The organism is Streptomyces sp. NBC_00576 (assembly GCF_036345175.1).
GTDB lineage: Bacteria > Actinomycetota > Actinomycetes > Streptomycetales > Streptomycetaceae > Streptomyces.
This window is the reverse complement of sequence record NZ_CP107780.1, coordinates 4,992,617-5,015,874: the sequence shown is the minus strand read 5'-3', so window position 1 is coordinate 5,015,874 and position 23,258 is coordinate 4,992,617. Positions and strand designations below refer to the sequence as shown.

The following is a 23,258-nucleotide window of genomic DNA, read 5'->3' as shown; positions in this document are numbered from 1 at the left end:
AAACCGCTTTCGTTCCTGCGTAAGAGAAGGCAAACAAGCCTGCCTCGGACGACCTGAAGCAAATGGGTGGCAAACCACTCATTCTGGCTAACGAGCCTTGACTCCGGTCGTGCGGGACGCATTCCGATCGTAACGTTTGCCTGCCTTTCGTCACCTCGCGCGAGCAACTCAGGAGCGGCCAGTGGGCGCACCCCCTGTTCCCCGGCCGCTGCTACGGGAACGTGTCGCCGTCGAGCGGCCCGACCCTGTGTCGGCGTTCGTGCTGCAGGCCTCGCAAACAGGGATGGCGGCCAGCGGCCACCACAACCAGAACTACGTCCTCCCACTGACGGAATCCGCGGCGCGGGCAGTGCGCCGCGAAGCCGGTACGTCGGTGATCGTGCGGGTGAGACGAACCGACGCGTTGCCCGTGGTGATCAGAACCTGGGAGCGGGAGTCGGCGATTCTGGGTGCCATCCAAGGGATCCTGCCCCATGTGCCGGAGTGTCTGGTCGCGCACCGGGACTTCGCGATCCACAGCTTTGTGGACGGCGTACCGCTCTCCAGTGTCTGCGCGGACGGCAAGCCCGTCGACGGTCTGGTGATCAGGGCGCTGGCGCAGTTGCTCGCCCGGATGTCCCAGGTCCGCCGGGAGGTGCTGCCGCCGCTGCCGGACAGCTGGCCGCGCAATGACGACAAGGACGGCCAGGGTTTTCTGCGGATGCTGGCGCGTTGCGCGGACCGTCAGATTCGTCAGCCCAATTGGGCTGTCTACGGTGGGCTGTTCGCGGCCCTCGGTGTTCCCGAGCACGCTCTCACCGGACTGGCCGAACGGGTGCCCGCCATGGCCCGTCGCCCGTACAGCCTGCTCCACGCGGATCTCCACCGGGACAACGTGATCGTCACCTATCGTGGCGAGCCGCCGCTGATCTGCGTCGACTGGGAACTGGCCACGTACGGCGACCCCTTGCACGACCTCGCCACCCACCTCGTACGTATGAAGTACCCGGACTCCCAGTGGGACGAAGTGGTGGGTGCCTGGGCCGAAGCCATGCAGGCGACCAGGCCCGCAGCCGTCAACGGCCTCCACCGGGATCTGCCGCACTATGTCGCCTTCGAACGGGCGCAGTCCGTGTTCCCGGACGTCATGCGGGCGGCGAGGTCTCTGGAGGAATCGTTCGACCAGAAGAGTCTGGACGAGGCGACGGTCGCTGTGTGCAGTGCGCTGGAAGCGGCGGCCGGCCCGCTGGGGCTGACCGGTGTGCCGAGTGTCGCCGAGATCGAACGGGTCCTGTCCCGCTGGCAGGCGTCTTCGTCCCATGAGAGCGCGGGTTCCCGTCCGGTTGTCGGCTGGGAACCGGACCGGCGGCTCTCCGAGCACCCGGACTTCCCCTACCCCGCGGTGCTGTCCGCGCTGATCGCGGAGGGTGCGGCGCCTGCGGGCCGGGTCTTCAAGGGGACCGCCCACCTCAATTCCGTGGTGCGAGTCCCGGAGGCCGACCTCCCGGTCGTGGTGCGTCGCAAAGTGGCCGACGTCTGCCGGCGCGAGCCCAGTTTCCTGAGCGAGCACGCGGTGCTGCAGGCCATCGAGCAGTCCGGGGTCCCCGTGACAGCTCCCAGGGTGCTGGCCCTCGGCGAGAGCTACCACAAGGACAGCCACCACAAGGACCCCTTCGCCATCCACACGTACGTCGGTCCGAGCGACAGTGATCAGCCTCCGAGCCACCCCGTGGGCGGGCTGCTGCCGCACGAGGCCGACCAGCTCGTCGACCAGCTCTGCGCGCTCAGGAACGTGGACTACCGCCCCCTGGACCCGGCGGCAGCCGAGCCCGACTTCGTGTTCTACACCTGGCTGAGCCGTCAACTCATGGATCTGGTCCGCAGCTTGCCGAAGGGATCCCAGCAGCTGGCCCGGCTGCTGGGGCTGCCCGACGCCACCCGCCTGGGCCAGATCCTGTCCCGGCACCAGGTGACGCCCCGCGCGCTCTCGCTCCTGCACGGTGATCTGAACCCATGGAACCTCGTACGCCGCCACGACGCGGAGCCGTTGACCATCATCGACTGGGAGATGGCGATGGTCGGGGATCCGCTGTACGACCTGGTACGCCACATGCATCTCACACCCACCCGGACCGAGATCCGCGACCGCATGTTCAAGCGCTGGGAGCGCGGCCTGCCCGCCACCTACACCAAGGACTGGGAGCGGGACTGGCGGGTCTACCGCTGGATCGAGACCGTGCGCTCCGCCTACGTGGACCTCGACCGTCTGGTCACGGGCGAGAGTCTGGACGCGCCCAACGTCCGCAGGGCGGTGGATTCCTACGCGGTGACGCTGGCGGTGGCGACCGGCTCGCTCGGCCTTCCGCTGCGCGTGACGGCGAACCCGTACCTGGCGCGGGCGTTGCCTTATGGCGACCACGGCGATGGCACGAAACGGGTGGGCTTTCGCGCGGGGGGATGAGGCGCTCTGCCGGTCCCTGGACCCGGACCCGGTTCGGGACCTGGTTTCCGACCTGGTTTCCGACTTGGGAGTGCGCGGGGTGGAGTGCGTAGTCTCGCCCCATGGCAGGAACAGGGCTGCGTGAGCTCAAGAAGCAGCAGACGTACCAGAACGTGTCCGACATCGCGATCCGGCTCTTCCTCGCGAAGGGCTTCGACGCGGTCTCCGTCGCGGAGGTCGCTGCCGCGGCCGGGATCTCGAAGCCGACACTGTTCCGGTACTTCCCGGCCAAGGAGGACCTCGTCCTGCACCGCTTCGCGGATCACGAGGACGAGGCGGCACGGGTGGTACGGGCGGCCCGTGCCGATACGGGTGCGGGGGCGTCGCCGGTCGACGCGCTGCGCCGGCACTTCCTCGACGGACTGAGCCGCGAGGACCCGGTCACCGGGCTCAACAGCGCCCCCGAGGTGCTCGCCTTCCACCGTCTGCTCTACGGCACCCCGTCGCTGGTCGCGCGGGCGTACGAGTACCAGCAGCGCTCGGAGGCCGTACTCGCCGTCGCCCTCGGTGACACCCTCGCGGCCCGGCTCGCGGCCGGCCAGATCATCGCCGTACAGCGGATCCTCGCGCAGGAGAACTGGCGGCGGATCGCGGCGGGGCAGGCGGTGGAGGCGGTGCGGGAGGACGCGGTCGCGGCGGCGGAGGGGGCGTTTCGGCAGCTGAAGGCGGGGCTGCCGTGGCTCGGGTCGGCGAATGCGGGAGACGCAACCGGGTAAAATATTTAACTGGGTTACGTTATTTTGGTAGGCTCGCTGGAATGACGCCGCCGGACCCTGCCCGCATCGATCCGCACCCCCACTCCCACCCCCAGGCCCTCCTCCGTGACTCCCTGGGCCGCGAACGCGCCCATCACGACATCTGCCGCACCGCCCTCGCCGCGATGATCGACGGCGCCCGGGAACACGTCGCCACCGGCGCGGACGTCTCCGCCTCCGGGGCCGACGCGGAAGTACTCGGGTACCAGCTGCGCAGCAAGGCGAAGGAACTGGGCGAACTGCCCGACGGGCCCCTGTTCTTCGGTCGGTTGGACTTCGACAGCGGTGGCCGGGGCGGCGAGCACAGCGGCGCGAGCTACCACATCGGGCGCCTGCGGATCAGCGAGCACCCGACCCGCCCGCCCCTCGTCGTGGACTGGCGCGCCCCCGTCTCCCGGGCCTTCTATCAGGCGAGCGCCCGCGACCCGCAGGGCGTGGCCGTACGACGCCGGTTCGGCTGGGCACCCGGCAGCACGGGCGACTCCGCCGACCTGACCGGCCTGGAGGACGAGCACCTGGATGAGAATCCGACGGAAGTGGGCCCGGGTGAACATGAGTTGGCGGGCGGCTCGGACGGCCTGGTCGCCCGCGAGATCGCTCGCCCCCGCGTCGGGCCCATGCGGGACATCGCCGCGACGATCCAGCCCGAACAGGACGACCTCGTACGGGCGGGCCTCGGCGTCTCCGTCTGTGTGCAGGGCGCCCCCGGCACCGGCAAGACGGCCGTCGGGCTGCACCGGGCCGCGTACCTCCTCTACACGCATCCCCAACGCGTCCAGCGCGGCGGCCTGTTGATCCTCGGCCCCAACCGCACGTTCCTCTCGTACATCTCCGAAGTCCTGCCCGCCCTCGGCGAGACGGGGGTACGGCAGTCGACGGTCAGGGACGAGATCGCGGCCCATCCGGTGCGCGGAGAGGACGACGAACGGGCCGCAGTCGTGAAGCACGACGCGCGGATGGCGGAGGTGCTGCGCCGGGCGCTGTACGCACGGGTGGTGACGGAGGGATACGCCAACGCCCTTGAGGTGCCGGACGATTCGTACCGCTGGCGGATCCCGGCGGCCGAGCTGGCGCGGATCGTGGCCGGCGTACGGGCCGAGGAACCGCCCTACGCCGTGGGGCGCGAGCGCGTACGGACGCGGGTCGTGAGCCGGATCCAGCGGGAGGCGGAACGGCGGGCGGGGCCGCAGCCGAACGCCTGGGTGCGGCGGATCGAGCGGGCGCGGACGGTCGGGGCGTACGTCGAGGCGGTGTGGCCGAGGGTGCGTCCGGAGGAGGTGGTGGCCGAACTCCTGGGAGACGCGGGGGCGTTGGCACGCGCCGCCGAGGGGGTGCTGGCGGAGGAGGAGCAGCGGGCGGTGTGCTGGGCGCGTCCGCCGAGGTCGTGGAAGTCGGCACGCTGGTCGGCCGCCGATCTGGTCCTCCTCGACGAGGTCGCCGGTCTGATCGAACACCCCGAGGGATACGGCCATGTCGTGATCGACGAGGCCCAGGACCTCTCCCCGATGGAGTGCCGGGCGATCGCGCGCCGGGTACCGTACGGCTCGCTGACAGTCCTGGGCGACCTGGCTCAGGGCACCACACCGTGGGCGGCACGGGCCTGGGGGCCCTTGTTGGCCCACCTGGGCAAACCGGACGCGATGGTGGTCCCGCTGACCACCGGGTTCCGGGTGCCGAGGACGGTGGTCGCCTTCGCCAACCGGCTGCTGGCCCGCCTGGACGTACCGGTGCCACCGGCCCGATCCCTGCGGGGTGATGGGGAGTTGAGGGTCGTGGAGGCGACCGACATCGCCGGTGAGGTGGTGGCCGCGGTGCGCCGGGCGCTGGACGGGGAGGGGTCGGTGGGGGTCGTGGCGGCGGACGGGGAGGTGGCCGGGGTGCGGGAGATGCTGGATGCGGCGGGGGTGGCGGTGAGCGGGGGGCGGGTCGCGGTGATGCCGGCGAAGGCTGTGAAGGGGCTGGAGTGGGACCACGTGGTCGTGGTGGAACCGGCGGCGATCGTGGAGGGTGAGGGGGCGACCGGGCGGGGGCTGCATCGGCTGTACGTGGTGCTGACGCGGGCGGTGTCACGGCTGGAGATCGTGCATGGGCGGGCGTTGCCGTTCTGAAGGGGGGAGGGGAGCTGTGACTCACGGACCGGCGGGGCCTCTGTCCGTCCCGCCGCCTCTCCGCCCTCTGCCTCCTCTCCTCTTCCTGGATGTCGATGGGCCGCTGATCCCGTTCGGCGGCACGGCGGAGCAGTATCCGGACGGCTATCCGACGTACCGGCCCGCCCGGCGGCTGCGCGTCCCGGCGGCGGAGACGAACCCTCTGCTTCCCCGGATCGACCCCGCCCTCGGGCCTCGACTGGCCGCGCTGGGCTGCGAGTTGGTGTGGGCCACGACCTGGATGGACGAGGCGAACGAGTGTGTCGCCCCGTGGCTGGGCCTGCCTGCCCTCCCGGTGGTGGACTGGCCGGAGCCGGATCCCGACGACCTGCCCGGCGTGCCCGGCGTGCACTGGAAGACCCGCCCGCTCGTCGAGCTGGCGGCCGGGCGGGCCTTCGTCTGGCTCGACGACGAGGTGTCCGACACCGACCGTCGCTGGGTGGCGGAACACCACCCGGGCCGGGCCCTGTTGCACCGGGTCGACCCTCACCACGGGCTGCGGGACGCGGACTTCGCGGCCGTCGAGGAGTGGCTCCAGCCGTAGGACGACGGGCAGTGGTCGCGGCCCCTGCGGTCAGGCCCCCACGTACCCCGCCAGGTGCTCCCCCGTGAGGGTGCTGCGGGCCGCGACCAGGTCGGCGGGGGTGCCCTCGAAGACGATGCGCCCCCCGTCGTGGCCCGCGCCGGGGCCGAGGTCGATGATCCAGTCGGCGTGGGCCATGACCGCCTGGTGGTGCTCGACGACGATGACCGACTTGCCGGAGTCGACGAGCCGGTCGAGCAGGCCGAGGAGGTGTTCGACGTCGGCGAGGTGGAGGCCGGTCGTCGGTTCGTCGAGGACGTACACGCCGCCCTTGTCGCCCATGTGCGTGGCCAGCTTGAGGCGTTGGCGTTCGCCGCCGGACAGGGTGGTGAGCGGCTGGCCGAGGCTGAGGTAGCCGAGTCCGACGTCGGCGAGCCGGTCGAGGACGCGGTGCGCGGTCGGCGTACGCGCCTCGCCCGCGCCGAAGAACTCCTCCGCCTCCGTCACCGACATCGCGAGCACCTCGCTGATGTCCCGGCCACCGAGGTGGTACTCGAGGACCGCCGCCTGGAACCGCTTCCCCTCACAGTCCTCGCAGGTCGTGGCCACGCCGGCCATCATCGCCAGGTCGGTGTAGATGACACCGGCACCGTTGCAGGTGGGGCAGGCGCCCTCGGAGTTGGCGCTGAACAGCGCCGGCTTGACGCCGTTGGCCTTGGCGAACGCCGTACGAATCGGGTCGAGCAGTCCGGTGTACGTCGCCGGGTTGCTCCGTCGGGAGCCACGGATCGGGGTCTGGTCGACCGCCACGACACCGTCGGCGACAGCACCCCGGGTCTCGACCAGCGACCCGTGGATCAGCGAGCTCTTGCCGGACCCGGCGACACCGGTCACGACGCACAGCACCCCGAGCGGGATGTCGACGTCGACGCCCTGGAGGTTGTGCTTCGTCGCGCCGCGGATCGGCAGCGTGCCGCTCGCCTTCCGTACCGTCTCCTTGAGGGTGGCACGGTCGTCGAAGTGGCGGCCGGTGACGGTGCCGCCGGTCCGCAGCCCCTCGACGGTGCCCTCGAAGCAGACCGTGCCGCCCGCCGTACCCGCGCCGGGGCCGAGGTCGACGACGTGGTCGGCGATCGCGATCACCTCGGGCTTGTGCTCCACGACGAGCACGGTGTTGCCCTTGTCGCGCAGCCGCAGCAGCAGGTCGTTCATGCGCTGGATGTCGTGCGGGTGCAGGCCGATCGTCGGCTCGTCGAAGACGTACGTGATGTCGGTGAGCGAGGAGCCGAGGTGGCGGATCATCTTGACGCGCTGCGCCTCGCCGCCGGACAGGGTGCCCGAGGCGCGGTCGAGCGAGAGATAGCCGAGGCCGATCTCCACGAACGAGTCCAGCGTGTGCTGGAGTGCGGTGAGCAGCGGCGCCACCGAGGCGTCCTTGAGGCCGCGGACCCACTCGGCCAGATCCCGGATCTCCATGGCACAGGCGTCACCGATGCTGATCTTCTTGATCTTCGACGACCGGGCGCCCTCGCTGAGCCGGGTCCCCTCGCACTCGGGGCAGACGGTGAAGGTGACCGCCCGCTCCACGAACGCCCGGATGTGCGGCTGCAGCGCCTCCTTGTCCTTCGACAGGAACGACTTCTGGATCTTGGGGATCAGCCCCTCGTAGGTGAGGTTGACGCCGTTGACCTTGACCTTGGTCGGCTCGCCGTAGAGGAAGTCCCGCATCTCCTTCTTGGTGAAGTTGCGGATCGGTTTGTTCGGGTCGAGGAAGCCCGACTGGGCGTAGAGCCCCACCGTCCACTGGCTGTCCGACTTCCAGCCGGGGATGGTGAACGCGCCCTCGGCGATCGACTTGGAGTCGTCGTAGAGCTGGGTGAGGTCGATGTCGGAGACCGCGCCCCGGCCCTCGCAGCGCGTGCACATACCGCCGGTGCGGTTGAACGTCGCCTTGACGGTCTTGGTCTTCTCGGCACCGCGTTCGACGGTGATCCCGCCGCTCGCCCGGACCGAGGCCGTGTTGAAGGAGTACGCGCTGGGCGGTCCGATGTGCGGCTGGCCGAGTCGGCTGAAGAGGATGCGCAGCATCGCGTTGGCGTCGGTGGCGGTGCCGACCGTGGAGCGCGGGTCGGCACCCAGCCGCTGCTGGTCGACGATGATCGCGGTCGTCAGCCCTTCGAGTACGTCGACCTCGGGCCGCGCGAGCGTCGGCATGAACCCCTGGACGAACGCGCTGTACGTCTCGTTGATCAGCCGCTGCGACTCCGCGGCGATCGTGTCGAAGACCAGCGAACTCTTGCCCGAACCGGAGACACCGGTGAACACCGTCAGGCGACGCTTCGGCAGCTCGATGCTGACGTCCTTGAGGTTGTTCTCGCGCGCACCGTACACACGGATCAGATCGTGGCTGTCGGCGCTGTGCGGTGCGGCCGGCGCGTCCGGCTGCGGGTCCGTCCTCGGGGTCCTGCTCATCGGGTCTCCGTCTCGTCTGGGTTTGCTGTGGGCTGCCGCAGGCTGCTCCCGAGGGCCTGGGCCTGTCTAGCCCTTCGGCTTCTGCGAGATCCGTACCAGGTTGCCCGAGGGGTCGCGGAACGCGCAGTCGCGCGGGCCCCACGCCTGGTCCATGGGTTCCTGGAGCACCTCGGCGCCGGACGCCCGTACCTTCTCGAACATGGCGTCGAGGTCGTCGGTGCGGAAGACGAACATCGGCATGACGCCCTTGGTGAGCAGTTCCTGCAGGGCGTCGCCGTCGGCCGGGGAACGGCCCGCGTGCGGTTCGGAGAGGACGAGTTCGAGGTCCGGCTGCGCGGAGCTGCCGAGGGTGACCCAGCGGAATCCGCCGGATGCGACGTCGTTGCGGACCTCGAAGCCGAGTGCGTCGCGGTAGAAGGCGAGCGCCTCGTCGGGGTCGTTGACCGTGATGTGGCAGTACTGGAGTGCGATGTCCATGCCGACAACGCTAGGCGGCGGCCGTACGGCCCGCTTCTCGAATCCTGCTCGAAACGGCCGTGCCCGGCGCGTTTCTGCTCGGCCGGGTGTACACCTTCGCCACACAGGCGGGCATCGCCGTCACCGCGTCGTGCTCCCGGCCGCGGTACGCGCTCGGTGTCTCCCCGACGACCTCGGTGAACCGTGAGCTGAACGAGCCCAGCGAGGTACAGCCGACGGTCATGCACGCGTCGGTCACACTCATGCCGGCGCGGAGCAGCGTCATCGCCCGCTCGATCCGGCGGGTCATGAGATAGCTGTACGGCGTCTCGCCATAGGCCGCCCGGAACCGCCGCGAGAAGTGCGCCGGTGACATCAGCGCGTGCCTGGCCATGGTCGGCACGTCGAGCGGACGCGCGTACTCCCGGTCGATCAGATCCCGTGCCCGGCGCAGATGCGCGAGGTTGGCGAGTTCCTGCGGGTCCATTCCGCGACGGTACCACCGGGCTCCGGCGCCGGTCCTGAGCCGAGCGGACGCCCGGCATAGGATCCAGCCGGTACCCGTGGCGGCGGCGGAGGCATCGGCATCATGGACGAGCTGGACGACCTGGACGAAGCCGCGGAAGTGTTCCAGCGGCTGCGTCCGCGCCTGTTCGGCATCGCCTACCGCGTCCTGGGCAGCGTGTCCGAGGCCGAGGACGTGGTGCAGGACGCGTGGGTGCGCTGGCAGGGCACCGATCGCGGCGCGGTGCTGGATCCCGGGGCGTTCCTGGCGAGGACCACGACCCGTCTGGCGATCAACGTGGCGCAGTCGGCGCGGGTCCGCCGTGCGGCGTACGTGGGTCCGTGGCTGCCGGAGTTCGTGGACACCGGGGTGGATCCGCAGGTCGGCGCGGAGCGGGGCGAGGCGCTGGAACTGGCCGTACTGCTGGTCCTGGAGAAGCTGAATCCCGTCGAGCGGGCGGCCTATGTGCTGCGGGCGGCCTTCGACTATCCGTACGAAGAGATCGCGGGCATGCTCCAGCTGGGCCAGGCCAATACGCGCCAGATCGTCAGCCGGGCCCGCAAACGACTGTCCGCCGACCGCCGTGACCCCGTCGACGCGGTGGAGCATCGGCGGCTCCTCGAAACCTTCGTCGCGGCGGCACGGCACGGTGACGTGGCCGCGCTCGAGAACGTGCTGTCCGCCGATGTCGTCGCCTACGCGGACGGCAACGGCATGCGCGGTGTGGCACGGCTTGACGTCGTGGGTGCCGGGCGCGTGGCCAGGATCAGTGCCTTCACCAGGAAGTTCTTCCCGGGGGCCGACTACGGCGTGGCCGAGGCCAATGGCCAACCCGTCATGCTGGTCGTCAAGGACGGCATAGCCGTCGCCCTGATGAGCGTCACGGTGGGACCGGACGGTATCGACGGGCTGTACTGGATCCTGGCGCCCGACAAGCTGCGGGCGTACGAGCGCTCGACACAGAGGCTCATCACCGGTCGGCCGTAGCCAACCTCCTCCACTCTCAAGCTATAGCCCACCGGGGGGCTTGCGGCAAGACCCCCGTCGTGCCGCAGAATCGTCGGCCGAGGCAGCCCGGGCCTATGGAAATCGCGGAGATTGCGGTAATCAAGGCTGCCAACATGGGGGTTTTCATGATTGACGTGATCGTGGTCGGCGGCGGACCCACCGGCCTGATGCTGGCCGCCGAGCTGCGGCTGCACGACGTGCGCGTGGTCGTACTGGAGAGGGACGCGGAGCCCACCCCGGTGGTCCGTTCGCTCGGTATGCACGTGCGCAGCATCGAGGTGATGGACCAGCGCGGTCTGCTGGAGCGGTTCCTCGCGCACGGCAAGCAGCATCCGGTCCGCGGCGTCTTCTTCGCCGCCATCGACAAGCCGGCGCCCGACCGGCTGGACACCGCGCATCCCTACGTACTCGGCATCCCGCAGACCGTCACCGACCGTCTGCTGTACGAGCACGCCCTCGAACTCGGCGCCGAGATCCGGCGCTCCGCCGAGCTGGTCGGGCTGAGCCAGGACGAGGAGGGGGTGACCGCGGAGCTCGCCGACGGCACGCGGCTGCGCTCGCGCTACCTCGTCGGCTGCGACGGCGGCCGCAGCACGGTACGCAAGCTGCTCGGCGTCGGTTTCCCCGGCGAGCCCACTCGGGTCCAGGCGCTGCTGGGCGAGATGGAGGTGGGCGTACCGCAGGAGACGGTGGCCACCGTGGTGGCCGAAGTCCGCAAGACCGAGAAGTGGTTCGGCCTCGGACCATTGGGGGGCGAGGGGGTGTATCGCGTCGTCGTGCCCGCCGAGGGGGTGACCGAGGACCGCTCGGTCCCGCCGACCCTCGACGAGTTCAGGCAGCAGTTGCATGCGTACGCCGGTACCGACTTCGGCGTGCACTCCCCGCGCTGGCTCTCCCGCTTCGGCGACGCCACCCGGCAGGCCGAGCGATACCGGGTCGGCCGGGTGCTGCTGGCCGGCGACGCGGCGCACGTCCACCCGCCGGTCGGCGGGCAGGGGCTCAACCTCGGCATCCAGGACGCGTTCAACCTCGGCTGGAAACTGGCCGCCGAGATCACCGGCCGGGCACCCGAGGGACTGCTGGACAGCTACCACACCGAACGGCACCCGGTGGCCGAGGACGTGCTGGACAACACCCGCGCCCAGACACTGCTGATGTCCTCCGCCGAGCCGGGCCCCCGGTCCGTGCGCCGGCTGCTGTCCGAACTGATGGACTTCGAGGACGTGAAGCGGCATCTGATCGAGAAGCTCACCGCCATCGGTATCCGCTACGACTTCGGCGAGGGCCACGACCTGCTCGGCCGGCGCCTGCGGGACGTGACGCTGAAGCGGAGCGATCGCCTCTACGACCTGACGCACGGCGGCCGGGGCCTGCTCCTCGACCAGACGGGCCGGCTCTCGGTGTCGGGCTGGGAGGACAGGGTCGACCACGTCGTCGACGCCAGCGGGGAACTGGACGAACTGAAGGTGCCCGCGGTGCTGCTACGGCCGGACGGGTATGTGGCGTGGGTCGGTGAGGATCAGGGGGATCTGCGCGGCGTGCTGGCCAAGTGGTTCGGCGCTGCTGGGAGTTGAGCGCGCGGGTACGGCAGTGGCGTAGCGCACTATTGCAAGCAGACGCTTGCAATAGTTAGCAACGGTGCGGCACAGTAGAGACATGGCATCGCTCAACGTCGGCAATCTTGGTGAGTACCTGCGCGAACAGCGGCGCACCGCGCAGCTGTCCCTCAGGCAGCTCGCCGAGGCCGCCGGGGTGTCCAATCCCTATCTGAGCCAGATCGAGCGCGGGCTGCGCAAGCCGAGCGCGGAGGTGTTGCAGCAGGTCGCCAAGGCGCTGCGGATCTCCGCGGAGACGTTGTACGTGCGGGCCGGCATCCTCGACGCCGAGCGCGATCGGGACGACGTGGAGACGCGCGCCGTCATCCTCGCCGATCCCACGCTCGGCGAACGGCAGAAGCAGGTGCTTCTGCAGATCTACGAGTCCTTCCGCAAGGAGAACGGGTTCGAGATCGCGGAGACTGCCGAGCCGGCCGATCCGGACGGCGCCCCAGTCTCAACGGACGTCCCCGTGCCGGACGTTCCGCGCACAGACATAGGCACCGGCAGCGACGCCGACCCGCACCAGACGGCCAGTTGATGCAAGCCAGACCAGCCTGACGTACGCGGCAACCCAAAACCCTCAGTTCGAAGCAACCCGGGAGGACCATCACCATGGCCATCACCGAAGACCTGCGCAAGACCCTCAGCGACCCCACGCCGTTCTACTTCGCCGCCGGCACCGCCGACCTCGCCCTTCAGCAGGCCAAGAAGGTGCCCGGCCTGGTCGAGCAGCTGCGCGCCGAGGCGCCGGCCCGGATCGAGGCCGTACGCGGCACCGACCCGAAGGCGGTTCAGGAGAAGGCCGCCGCTCGCGCCAAGGAGGCGCAGGAGAAGGCCGCCACCCGTGCCAAGGAGGCACAGGAGACCATCCAGACCAAGGTCGGCGAGTTCATCAGCACGCTGGACGGCGACTTCAAGAAGCTCGGCTCCACCATCGACGCCGACCTGAAGAAGCTCGGCGAGAGCGCCCAGGACCTCGCTCTGCGCGGTGTCGGCGTCGCCGCCGAGTACGCCGTGAAGGCGCGCGAGACGTACGAGAAGGTCGCCGAGCACGGCGAGCAGGCCGTGAAGACCTGGCGTGGCGAGGCCGCCGAGGAGATCGAGGAACTGGCCATCGCCGTAGAGCCGAAGGCCGAGCCGAAGGCTGAGCCGGTCGAGGTCAAGGCGACCGAGGCGAAGGCCGAGCCCGCGCCGGCCAGGAAGCCCGCCGCCAAGAAGGCCCCGGCCCGCAAGCCCGTCGCCAAGAAGACGACTCCGCCCGCCAAGTAGGCGAAAAAGTTTGAACAGTCAGAACAGTTAGAACAGTTTGTACGGGGCTTCCACTAGGGGGCTTGTACGGGGACGGGCCGGGCACTCCATGAGAGCCCGGCCCGTTCTTGGAGTATCCGTTTCGCGGTTGCGGGTACGGTGACCGCGTAGGGACCAACCGAGTCTGGTGGTGGACGTAGTGCTGATGCAGGGATTCGTTGGGTTCATGGGGCTGCTGAGCATGGCCTTTACCCTTTTCAGCGGCTTCGCGCTCTTGGACGCCGCTGTGCGCCGTGAGGACGCCTATCGCGCCGCCGGCAAGCAGACCAAGCCCTTCTGGCTGATCATCCTCGGGATCGCCTTCGTGGTGAGCCTGATCTTCGGGATCCTGTCGTTCCTGCCGATCGCCGGCCTCATCGCGACGATCGTGTACGTGGTCGACGTACGACCGGCACTGCGCGGTCTCCCGGGCGGTGGCCGCAGCCGCAGAGGCGGCGGCTCCAGCAGCGACGGTCCGTACGGGCCCTACAACGGCGGTCGCTGACCCCCTGACTGCTCTTCCCGCGGTCTACGCCCCGCGGTCCAGCAGCAGTACCGCCAGGTCGTCCGTCAGCTCCCCGCCGTTCAGCTCGCGCACCTCGCTCACGGCCGCGCGCAGCAGTTTCTCGCCGCGCAGGCCCTGCGCCAGCTGGCGGCGGATCATCGCCACCATGCCGTCCTGGCCGAGCCGTTCCCGGCCCGCGCCGATATGGCCCTCGATCAGACCGTCCGTGTAGAGCATCAGCGTCCACTCGGCCCCCAGCTGCACCTGCGTACGAGGCCAGCGGGCACCCGGCAGCAGTCCCAGCGCCGGGCCGTTGTTGTCGTACGGCAGCAGTTCCGCGATGACCGGGGAGTCGGAGAGTCCGGTGAGTGCGGCGAGTCCGGCGAGTGCGGGCGCCGGGCGGACCAGCAGCGGGGACGGGTGGCCGGCCAGGCACAGGCCCGCGCTGCGGCCGTCCGGCGCGATGTCGACCGTGCAGAGCGTCGCGAAGATCTCGTCGCTCTCACGTTCGTGTTCGAGGACCTGCTGAAGCGTGCCCAGCAGCGCGTCGCCGCACAGCCCCGCCAGGGTCAGCGCGCGCCACGCGATGCGCAGCTCCACGCCGAGCGCCGCCTCGTCGGGGCCGTGCCCGCACACGTCGCCGATCATCGCGTGGACGGTGCCGTCGGGCGTACGGACCGTGTCGTAGAAGTCGCCGCCGAGCAGCGCGCGTGAGCGGCCGGGGCGGTAGCGGGCGGCGAAGCGCAGCGAGGAGCCGTCGAGGAGCGGGGTGGGGAGCAGGCCGCGTTCCAGCCGGGCGTTCTCCTGGGCCCGCAGCCGGGACTCGGTGAGCCGGCGTTCGGCCTTGTCGGAGCGTTTGCGCTCCACCGCGTAGCGGATCGCGCGGCTCAGCAGCCGGCCGTCCAGCTCATCGCGGAAGAGGTAGTCCTGGGCGCCGACGCGCACCGCTTCCGAGCCGCGCGCGGCGTCGCCGGAGGCGGTGAGCGCGAGGACGGCGTGCCGGGGCGCGAGCCGCAGTACGTGCTTGAGCACCGCCAGCTCGTCGTCGTTCCCGTCCTCGGCGTGGTGGGGTGCGGGCAGCGCGAGGTCCAGGAGGATGCAGTGGACGTCGTCGGTGAGCAGCCGCTCGGCCTCGGTGAGGTTGCGGGCCGTACGGACACGGATCGGTTTGCCCGCGGCGTCGAGGAGTTCGGGCACGACCGGCGAGCCGCCCGGGTCGTCCTGGATCAGCAGCAGGGTCAGATGTGTGCCTGGGGCCGTGCCGGAGGGGGCGGCGTTGGCGTTGGCGACGGAGTCAGCGGCGTCCATGCCGGTCGTCGCCTGCTTGCGCGGAGCCGATTCGCCGCCCGGTCCGCTGGGGCCGGGGGTGCCTGTCGAGGTCCCTCCGGGCACGGCCGGGGTCGGCGCCTGACCGTTTTCCGCGGCCGGGATCGCTCTCTGCCGCGGTATGGGTACGGGCATCGTCGTGGGTTCCTTCCCTCCCCCCGAGGGCACGATGGGCGAGGGGTCTCGATCCACCGACCGGGACCATAGCGGTTGACGGGCCCGCAGCGGAATGGTTGGCGGTGCGTCCACAGGGTGGCGACGGTGTCACATGCCTTGTTCCGTAACGCACTTGGGCACAGGGTTGCCCGCCCGGAGATGACGAATGTCACGTCCACCAGAGGGGCGGGCGGCGCCGGTGGGTGCGGTGGGTCACGTGGGGCGGGTCACGCGGCGGGTGGAATGTTCCGGATGGCGCAAAAGGTGCCGTATTCGGCGAGTTGCCGCAGGCCGACCCCGGGTCCATGCACCCGGGTTCACACACCCGGCTCACGCACCCGGCCGCACCACCCCGAGTATCGGCATCGACCCCGCCCCCGCGATCGTCACCGTCCGCCCGGGCCGCGGGGCGTGCACCATGGCGCCGTCGCCCACGTACATCGCGATGTGACTCGCGTCGTCGAAGTAGACGATCAGGTCACCGGGACGCATGTCCTTGACGTCGACGTGCGGAAGCTGCGCCCACTGCTGCTGCGAGGTGCGCGGGATGGCGACCCCGGCTGCCGCCCAGGCCGCCTGTGTGATGCCCGAGCAGTCGAACGTGTCCGGGCCTTCGGCGCCCCACTCGTACCGCTTGCCCATCTGCGCCGTCGCGAACTCCACGGCCTTCTTGCCCTGCGCCGTCGCCTTGCCGTCGATGTCGCCGAGGATGCCGGAGCTGAGCCAGGACGTCTGCGCCTTGGAGGCGGCCTCGCGCTCCAGCTCCGCGAGGCGCTCCTTCTCCTTCTTCTCCAGCTGGGACTCCAGCTTCTCGGCCGCCGCGACCTGCTGCTTGATCTTCGTCTGTGCGGCGGCCTTGGCCTTCCGGCTCGTCTCCAGCTTCGTCCACTGGGCCGAGGCGTCCTGCGCGTACAGCTCCAAGTCCTGCTGGGTGCGCGTCATTTCGGCGAGCAGGCCCGTGGTCGCCTTCTGTCCCTGCCGGACCCGGCTGACGCCCTCCAGCCACGCCTGCGGATCGTCACTGAGCCACAGCCGCGCCTCCGGCGGCAGGCCTCCCGAGCGGTACTGGGCTCGGGCCGCGGCACCTGCGCGGTCCTTCAACTCGGCAAGCCGTTCCTGCCCCTTGACGATCTCCCGGGCCAGCTCGACGATCTCGGCGGACTGCCGCTCGGCCTGCTCCTCCGCCGCGTTGTACGCGTCCGTGGCGACCGCCGCGTCGTGGTAGAGCTTCTCCAGCCTCTTGCGTACGGCTTCCAGGTCCTTGTTCGGCGGCAGCGTCACACGCGGAGTTGGCGTGGGCGTGGGTGTTGGGGTCGGCGTCGGGGCGGGGCTCGCGAACGCGGTGCCCGCTCCGCCGAGGACGGTGATCGCGCAGACCAGTCCCACGGCTGCCGCGACCAGACTCCGCTTGCCGGCTCCCATTTCCCGCACCCCCGCATATTTCGCCCATTTGATTAACCGTCAGTAACTTACGGACGCCTGGGGGATGGTGCCATGTCACCGCAGAAAGCAACAGGCCTCCCGCAAGGTGCCTGCCCTCCCCAAGTCCCCAGCATGTCCCCGGCATGTGTGACGAACGGCGCACGGAGATCGTTGCCCGCGACCTGTGGGCAATTTGAGGCACCTGGAAACAGGGGGGTGCCGGCAAGTCAGCCCCGAGGCGCCAACGCCCCCCACGCCACGGTCACTTCCCCCTGCCGCCAGCGCGCCGCCCCGTCCGTCACCGGCCAGTCCGCCGTCAGGTCCCGCACCGCCCGGATCCAGCGCTGGCGGGCCCCGTACGAGGCGTAGGGCGCCGCGGCGGCCCAGGCGCGGTCGAAGTCGCGCAGGAAGGCGTGCACCGGTTCGCCGGGAACGTTCCGGTGGATGAGGGCCTTCGGGAGGCGCTCGGCGAGGTCGGAGGGGCGGTCCAGGGAGCCGAGCCGGGCCGCGAAGGTGACCGTGCGCGGCCCCTCGGGCCCGAGGGCGACCCACACGTGCCGGCGCCCGATCTCGTCGCACGTCCCCTCGACGAGCAGCCCGCCCCCGGGGATGTCCGTGACCGGCGCAAGCCGAGCGCACAGGCGTGCCCAGACCCCGGCGACCTCGGCCTCCTCGTACTGCCGCAGCACGTTCGCCGCGCGGATGAGCGCCGGCCGCTCCGGCACCGGGATCTCGAACCCGCCGTGCCGGAAGACGAGCCCCTCGTGCTCGTACGGTTTCGCCGCCGCGACCCGGGCCGGTTCGATCTCGACGCCCACCACGCGCGCGCGTGGCGCCACGGTACGCAGCCGCGCGAGCAGCTCGACGGCCGTCCAGGGCGCGGCGCCGTACCCGAGGTCCACCGCGACGGGGGAGGGGGCGCGGCGCAGCGCGGCGCCGTGCGTGGCCGCGATCCAGCGGTCCATGCGGCGCAGCCGATTGGGGTTGGTCGTCCCGCGCGTCACCGTTCCCAGCGGGCGGGTCGTCGATGCGCGGGGAGCCATGGGTACGAGGGTAAGGGGCGGCGCATTATCGAACGGTTGAGCGGAAAACGGTAATGATTTCGCAAAGAGGAAATGGGTCGCCTCCTCCTGGCGTTGACCCTTCGGAGCTGTGCGAAGGGCGAACCGCGCAGAGCAACAACAGCCGGGACCGAGAAGGAGGAACGCCACGTGAGCCAGTACATCGGCCTGCTGGGCCGCCGCCGCAGGCCCCGCCGGGTAGCCATGCTCTCCGTGCACACCTCACCCCTCCACCAGCCCGGCACGGGCGACGCCGGCGGTATGAACGTGTACATCGTCGAGCTCGCGCAGCGCCTCGCCGCGATCAACATCGAGGTCGAGATCTTCACCCGGGCCACCACGGCCGCCCTTCCCCCGTCCGTCGAGCTGGCCCCCGGCGTCCTCGTGCGCCACATCGACGCGGGCCCCTACGAGGGCCTCCCCAAGGAGGACCTGCCGGCCCAGCTGTGCGCCTTCACCCACGGCGTCATGCAGGCCTGGGCCGGCCACCGCCCCGGCCACTACGACCTCGTGCACTCGCACTACTGGCTCTCCGGCCACGTCGGCTGGCTCGCCGCCCAGCGCTGGGGCACCCCTCTGGTGCACGCCATGCACACCATGGCCAAGGTCAAGAACGCCGCCCTGGCCGCGGGCGACAACCCCGAACCGGCCGCCCGCGTGATCGGCGAGATGCAGGTCGTGGCCGCCGCCGACCGTCTCATCGCCAACACCTCCGAAGAGGCCGACGAACTCGTACGGCACTACGACGCCGACCCCGGCAAGGTCGCCGTCGTCCACCCGGGCGTCAACCTCGACCGCTTCTCCCCGGCCGACGGCCGCGCCGCCGCCCGCGCCCGCCTGGGCCTCCCGCAGGACGCCCTGATCCCCCTCTTCGCGGGCCGAATCCAGCCCCTGAAAGCCCCCGACGTACTGCTCCGCGCGGTCGCCGTCCTCCTGGACGAGCGCCCCGAGCTGCGCGCCAACATCGTCGTCCCGATAGTCGGCGGCCCCAGCGGCAGCGGCCTGGCCAAGCCGGAAGGCCTGCAGAAGCTCGCCGCCCGCCTGGGCATCGCCGACGTCGTACGGTTCCGCCCGCCCGTCGGCCAGGACCAGCTGGCGGACTGGTTCCGGGCGGCCTCCGTCCTGGTCATGCCGTCGTACAGCGAATCGTTCGGCCTGGTCGCCATAGAGGCGCAGGCGGCGGGCACGCCGGTGCTGGCGGCGGCGGTCGGCGGCCTCCCGGTGGCCGTCGACGAAGGACGTACGGGATTCCTCGTACAGGGCCACGATCCGGCCGCCTACGCGCGCGTGCTGCGCGATTTCGCCGACAACGACACCCTGACCGCCCGGATGGGCGCGACGGCGGCCCAGCACGCCCGGCGCTTCGGCTGGGACGCCTCGGCCGCCGCCACGGGGGACGTCTACACGGCCGCGATGCAGGCCCACAGGCGTCGCGTACGCTCGCTGCATGGCTGATTCGGCGTCGATCATCGAGCAGGTCCTCACCGAGGCCGACCTGGACTGGGAGAGCCCGAAGCCCGGCAACTACGTCGTAAAACTCCCGGGCACCCGCAAACTCTCGACGACGGTTTCGCTCCTCGTGGGCAAGCACTCCCTCTCACTCAACGCCTTCGTGATCCGCCACCCCGACGAGAACGAGGTGGGGGTCCACCGCTGGCTCCTGGAACGCAACCTCAAGCTGTACGGCGTGAGTTACGCGGTGGACCGCATGGGCGACGTCTACGTGACGTCCAAGCTGCCCCTGTCGGCGATCACCCCGGAGGAGATCGACCGCCTCCTCGGCTCCGTCCTGGAGGCGGCCGACGGTGGCTTCAACACCCTCCTGGAGCTGGGTTTCGCGTCGGCGATCCGCAAGGAGTACGCCTGGCGGGTGTCCCGGGGCGAGTCGACCCGAAACCTGGACGCGTTCGCCCACCTGACCCAGCGCCCAACGACGGCTACGACTGCTACGACCGACTGACGTCGCGACCGAGCCGGTACCGCCCGGGCGGCACGCCCACCAAGCGCTTGAAGTGCCGCGTGAGATGGGCCTGGTCGTAGAACCCGGTGGCCGTGGCGACCGCCCCGGGAGACTGCCCGTCGAGGAGCAGCCGCCGGGCGCGCTCGACACGACGGGCCGTCAGATACCGGTGCGGCGGCATCCCGAAGGCCGCGCTGAACGCCCGTACGAGATGCGCGGGATGCGCGTGCACGAGCCGCGCGGCCTCGTCGAGCGTGATCCCGTCGACGAGCCGCTCGTCGAGCAGCGCGCGCAACTGCCGGGCGAGCGGCGGATCAACACGCGCGGGACGGGGTACGTCCGCCGCCCGTAACCGCGTACGCAGCCGCTCCGCGACGAGCGCCAGCCGGCTCGCGGCCTCGAACTCCTCCCCGGCCCGCACCAGCGCGCCGTGCAACTGCCCGACGCGCAGCCGCAGCAGGGGATCACGCAGATCGGGCCGGTCGACGGCGGCCCCGATCAACTCGTCGCCGAGATGGGTGGAGTCGAGATAGAGCACCCGCTTACGGAACCCGTCCGGGGTCGCGGGCGACCCGTTGTGCGGCACATGCGGCGGCAACAGGGTCACCGTGTCGTGCGGGGTGCCCCGCTCGTGCCGGTCGAGGTCGTACCGTACGGCGCCGTCGTCGACGATGAGCAGCGTCCAGGAGTCGTGTACGTGCATCGGGTAGGCGTACTCGACGAAGTGGGCGTGGAACACCTCAAGGACACCCGGGACGCGCGGGCGCCAGGCGGAGACGTCTCGCTGCTGCGAGGGTGCGGCGGCCACGCAAAGAACGTACAAGACGCAGAGGTGCGCGGGTCGGCAGTCTCAAAGCATGAACGCACCGCACACCACCCAGGCCCCCACCCCCGAACCCACCCCCGACCCCATCCGCTTCGACACGAAGATCGCCGTGGTCCTGCGCGAGGACCTGGAACCCTGGCAGCGCCTGAACGTGACCGCGTTCCTGGTCAGCGGCCTGGGGACGACGGTCCCCGAGGTGATCGGCGAGCCGTACGAGGACGCGGACGGCACGCCGTACATGCCGATGTTCCGTCAACCGGTCCTCGTCTTCGAGGCCACCAAGGAGACCCTGAAGACGGCCCACGGCCGGGCGGTCTCCCGCTCTCTGCCGTGCTCCGTCTTCACGTCCGACCTGTTCGCCACGGGCAACGACCGGGACAACCGGGCGGCGGTACGGGCCGTGGGCGCGGGGGAGCTGGATGTGGTGGGGGTGGCGGTGTACGGACCGAAGAACGCGGTGGACAAGGTGGTGAAGGGGGCGCGGATGCACCCGTGAGCCGGGGTGCCTACCGTCCGGGCGGTCAGACTGCCTGTTCGGCCACAGCCTCGGACACCGAGGCTCCCGACGGCGAGTGAGCCGGGCCCGTGCCGTCGTTCCCTTCCGCAACCCGCTCCATCAGCACCCAGTACCCCACCCCCGCCACCGTCCCGATGACCGCGCACAGGCCCCACAGCCACTCCGCGCCGAAGTGGTCGATGACGAAGCCGGACATCAGCGGGGCGACCAGCCCGGCCACCGCCCAGGACATCGTGTACATGCCCTGATAGCGACCGCGCCCGTGCACCGGGGACAGCCGCACGACCAGCCCCGTCTGGGTGGGCGCGTTGATGATCTCGGCCAGGGTCCACACGCACACCGTGAGGACGAAGACGCCGACCGATCCGGCGAACGCGGTGAGCCCGAACCCGTACCCGGCGAGAAGAGACGAGGCCACGAGAAGCCGACGGGCGTCCCGGTGCTCGATGAAACGGGTGACGGGGATCTGCAGCACGACCACCAGCACGCCGTTGACGGCGATGACCATCCCGAAGTCCGCCGGGGTGAAGCCGGCCTCGCCCATCGCGATCGGCAGCCCGACCGCGCCCTGCTGGAAGATGAGAGCGACGAGGAAGCACAGCCCGACGACGCTCATGAAGCGCCCGTCGCGCAGCACGGTCCCGAGCCCGACGGAGGCCTCCGCCTGCTCCTCCTTCGTGGCCGGCGTCGGCCGTGACTCGGGCAGCTTGAGGAAGACGACGACCGCGCAGGCCAGCGTCATACCAGCCTCGACGAGGAACCCGGCGACATAACTGACCTCGGCGATGAAGCCGGCGCCGGCGGAGGAGACGGCGAACCCGAGGTTGATCGCCCAGTAGTTGAGGGAGAAGGCGCGCACGCGGTCCTCGGGCCGCACGATGTCCGCCATCATCGCCTGCACGGCCGGCCGCGAGGCATTGCTCGCCATACCGACGAGAAAGGCGACGGCCGCGATGGCGACGGGATCGTGCACGAAGCCGAGCAGCGCGACGGAGAACGCCGTGGACGACTGCGCGATGAGAAGTGTGGGGCGCCGTCCGAGCCGGTCGGTCATGACCCCGCCCCCGATCGACGAGACGACCCCGCCGAGCCCGTGCAGCGAGACGACCAGACCTGCGTACGACGCGGAGTAGCCGCGGTCGAGGGTCAGATAGATCGCCATGAAGGTGGCGACGAAGGCCCCGAGCCGGTTGACGAGGGTGCTGGTCCACAGCCACCAGAACTCGCGGGGCAACCCGGAAACGGACTCTCGGGCAGCGCGTTTCAAGGCGGCCAGTGACACAGGTATCCCCCACGGACGTAAGCGGCTCGAACGGTGATGACACCTTACGAGCGGGTCTCGCGGGGGAGCCACTCAATTAGCAGATCCCGTCAACCGTCCCGTCAGCTGTCCGGTTGCCGGGCGGCCGCGCAACGGATCAGGACGTTCTATTACGCTCGGGGCATGGCCGACGCACCGTACAAGCTGATCCTCCTCCGCCACGGCGAGAGCGAATGGAACGCGAAGAACCTGTTCACCGGCTGGGTGGACGTCAACCTCACCGACAAGGGCGAGAAGGAGGCGGTCCGCGGCGGTGAGCTGCTCAAGGACGCCGGCCTGCTCCCCGACGTGCTCCACACCTCCCTCCAGAGGCGCGCGATCCGCACGGCCCAGCTGGCCCTGGAGTCCGCGGACCGCCACTGGATCCCCGTACACCGTTCGTGGCGCCTGAACGAGCGCCACTACGGCGCCCTCCAGGGCAAGGACAAGGCCCAGACGCTCGCCGAGTTCGGCGAGGAGCAGTTCATGCTCTGGCGCCGCTCGTACGACACCCCGCCCCCGGCGCTGGAAGACGGCACGGAGTTCTCCCAGTCGGACGACCCGCGCTACGCGACGATCCCCCCGGAGCTGCGCCCCCGCACGGAGTGCCTGAAGGACGTCGTCGTCCGCATGCTCCCGTACTGGTACGACGGCATCGTCCCGGACCTCCTCGCCGGCCGCACGGTCCTGGTCGCGGCCCACGGCAACAGCCTCCGCGGCCTGGTCAAGCACCTCGACGGCATCTCCGACGAGGCGATCTCCGGCCTGAACATCCCGACGGGCATCCCCCTCGCCTACGAACTGGACGCCGACTTCAAGCCGGTAAAGCCGGGCGGCACCTACCTCGACCCGGACGCGGCTGCGGCGGCGATCGAGGCGGTCAAGAACCAGGGCAAGAAGAAGTAGGAATAGCGATCATGCCCCTGAGCTGCGCATACGGCGCTGCTCAGGGGCA

21 protein-coding genes are annotated in these 23,258 nt (G+C 70.5%); 13 read left to right on the top strand and 8 right to left on the bottom strand.

What is annotated here, in order from left to right; genetic code table 11:
* Nucleotides 1-181: 181 nt before the first annotated feature.
* The 4 genes from OG734_RS21460 to OG734_RS21445 all read left to right on the top strand — a co-directional run bounded on the left by OG734_RS21460 (nt 182) and on the right by OG734_RS21445 (nt 5,925).
* Nucleotides 182-2,440, top strand: a complete 2,259-nt coding sequence (locus OG734_RS21460; RefSeq protein WP_443064888.1) for a phosphotransferase — start codon at nt 182-184, stop codon at nt 2,438-2,440.
* 101 nt (nt 2,441-2,541) lie between these two features.
* The gene (locus OG734_RS21455) at nt 2,542-3,195 is read left to right on the top strand and encodes a TetR family transcriptional regulator (RefSeq protein ID WP_330289145.1); all 654 of its coding nucleotides are present in this window, start codon (nt 2,542-2,544) and stop codon (nt 3,193-3,195) included.
* Nucleotides 3,196-3,236: 41 nt separating this feature from the next.
* Nucleotides 3,237-5,342: a HelD family protein gene (locus tag OG734_RS21450; protein ID WP_330289144.1), complete on the top strand. Its 2,106-nt coding sequence runs from the start codon at nt 3,237-3,239 to the stop codon at nt 5,340-5,342.
* 67 nt (nt 5,343-5,409) lie between these two features.
* Nucleotides 5,410-5,925, top strand: a complete 516-nt coding sequence (locus OG734_RS21445) for an HAD domain-containing protein (RefSeq protein ID WP_330293738.1) — start codon at nt 5,410-5,412, stop codon at nt 5,923-5,925.
* Between the two features lie 30 nt (nt 5,926-5,955).
* Here OG734_RS21445 and OG734_RS21440 read toward each other — a convergent pair whose 3' ends face one another.
* The 3 genes from OG734_RS21440 to OG734_RS21430 all read right to left on the bottom strand — a co-directional run bounded on the left by OG734_RS21440 (nt 5,956) and on the right by OG734_RS21430 (nt 9,319).
* Nucleotides 5,956-8,376 carry an excinuclease ABC subunit UvrA gene (locus OG734_RS21440; protein ID WP_330289143.1) on the bottom strand — a complete coding sequence of 807 codons (2,421 nt, stop codon included), beginning with the start codon at nt 8,374-8,376 and terminating at the stop codon, nt 5,956-5,958.
* Between the two features lie 66 nt (nt 8,377-8,442).
* Nucleotides 8,443-8,853, bottom strand: coding sequence for a VOC family protein (locus tag OG734_RS21435; protein WP_330289142.1), 411 nt, complete (start codon nt 8,851-8,853; stop codon nt 8,443-8,445).
* A gap of 10 nt (nt 8,854-8,863) precedes the next feature.
* Entirely contained in the window at nt 8,864-9,319 is a 456-nt protein-coding gene (locus OG734_RS21430) for a helix-turn-helix transcriptional regulator (protein WP_330289141.1), read from the bottom strand.
* A 102-nt stretch (nt 9,320-9,421) separates the two neighbouring features.
* Here OG734_RS21430 and OG734_RS21425 point away from each other — a divergent pair, with 102 nt between their 5' ends.
* The 5 genes from OG734_RS21425 (at nt 9,422) to OG734_RS21405 (ending at nt 13,735) form a co-directional block, all read left to right on the top strand.
* The gene (locus tag OG734_RS21425; RefSeq protein ID WP_330289140.1) at nt 9,422-10,324 is read left to right on the top strand and encodes a sigma factor; all 903 of its coding nucleotides are present in this window, start codon (nt 9,422-9,424) and stop codon (nt 10,322-10,324) included.
* 146 nt (nt 10,325-10,470) lie between these two features.
* Nucleotides 10,471-11,919: a rifampin monooxygenase gene (gene rox, locus OG734_RS21420; protein ID WP_330289139.1), complete on the top strand. Its 1,449-nt coding sequence runs from the start codon at nt 10,471-10,473 to the stop codon at nt 11,917-11,919.
* A gap of 82 nt (nt 11,920-12,001) precedes the next feature.
* Nucleotides 12,002-12,481, top strand: coding sequence for a helix-turn-helix domain-containing protein (locus OG734_RS21415; RefSeq protein WP_330289138.1), 480 nt, complete (start codon nt 12,002-12,004; stop codon nt 12,479-12,481).
* A 74-nt stretch (nt 12,482-12,555) separates the two neighbouring features.
* Nucleotides 12,556-13,212, top strand: coding sequence for a hypothetical protein (locus OG734_RS21410; RefSeq protein WP_330289137.1), 657 nt, complete (start codon nt 12,556-12,558; stop codon nt 13,210-13,212).
* 184 nt (nt 13,213-13,396) lie between these two features.
* Nucleotides 13,397-13,735: a DUF2516 family protein gene (locus OG734_RS21405; protein ID WP_330289136.1), complete on the top strand. Its 339-nt coding sequence runs from the start codon at nt 13,397-13,399 to the stop codon at nt 13,733-13,735.
* 24 nt (nt 13,736-13,759) lie between these two features.
* Here OG734_RS21405 and OG734_RS21400 read toward each other — a convergent pair whose 3' ends face one another.
* From OG734_RS21400 to OG734_RS21390, 3 genes are all read right to left on the bottom strand, one after another.
* Complete coding sequence (locus tag OG734_RS21400) at nt 13,760-15,196, bottom strand: PP2C family protein-serine/threonine phosphatase (RefSeq protein WP_330289135.1); 1,437 nt, start codon at nt 15,194-15,196, stop codon at nt 13,760-13,762.
* Between the two features lie 351 nt (nt 15,197-15,547).
* Nucleotides 15,548-16,639 (bottom strand): C40 family peptidase, encoded by a 1,092-nt coding sequence (locus tag OG734_RS21395; protein WP_330289134.1) that lies wholly within the window; start codon nt 16,637-16,639, stop codon nt 15,548-15,550.
* A gap of 227 nt (nt 16,640-16,866) precedes the next feature.
* Complete coding sequence (locus tag OG734_RS21390) at nt 16,867-17,682, bottom strand: class I SAM-dependent methyltransferase (protein ID WP_330289133.1); 816 nt, start codon at nt 17,680-17,682, stop codon at nt 16,867-16,869.
* A 168-nt stretch (nt 17,683-17,850) separates the two neighbouring features.
* On the opposite strand from OG734_RS21390, the gene mshA reads away from it, so the two are divergent.
* A complete protein-coding gene (gene mshA, locus OG734_RS21385) occupies nt 17,851-19,155 on the top strand; it encodes a D-inositol-3-phosphate glycosyltransferase (protein WP_443064887.1) in 1,305 nt (434 codons plus the stop codon).
* Complete coding sequence (locus tag OG734_RS21380) at nt 19,148-19,660, top strand: YbjN domain-containing protein (RefSeq protein ID WP_330289132.1); 513 nt, start codon at nt 19,148-19,150, stop codon at nt 19,658-19,660. Before mshA ends, OG734_RS21380 begins: the two co-directional genes overlap by 8 nt.
* Here OG734_RS21380 and OG734_RS21375 read toward each other — a convergent pair.
* Complete coding sequence (locus OG734_RS21375; protein WP_330289131.1) at nt 19,647-20,468, bottom strand: helix-turn-helix transcriptional regulator; 822 nt, start codon at nt 20,466-20,468, stop codon at nt 19,647-19,649. The genes OG734_RS21380 and OG734_RS21375 overlap by 14 nt on opposite strands.
* Before the next feature lie 49 nt (nt 20,469-20,517).
* Between OG734_RS21375 and OG734_RS21370 the strand changes: the two genes are divergently transcribed.
* Complete coding sequence (locus tag OG734_RS21370; protein ID WP_330289130.1) at nt 20,518-20,982, top strand: DUF2000 domain-containing protein; 465 nt, start codon at nt 20,518-20,520, stop codon at nt 20,980-20,982.
* A 25-nt stretch (nt 20,983-21,007) separates the two neighbouring features.
* Here the strand turns inward: OG734_RS21370 and OG734_RS21365 are convergent, their stop codons facing one another.
* Complete coding sequence (locus OG734_RS21365; protein WP_330289129.1) at nt 21,008-22,285, bottom strand: MDR family MFS transporter; 1,278 nt, start codon at nt 22,283-22,285, stop codon at nt 21,008-21,010.
* Nucleotides 22,286-22,447: 162 nt separating this feature from the next.
* Between OG734_RS21365 and OG734_RS21360 the strand changes: the two genes are divergently transcribed.
* Nucleotides 22,448-23,209, top strand: a complete 762-nt coding sequence (locus OG734_RS21360; protein WP_330289128.1) for a phosphoglyceromutase — start codon at nt 22,448-22,450, stop codon at nt 23,207-23,209.
* Nucleotides 23,210-23,258: the final 49 nt, after the last annotated feature.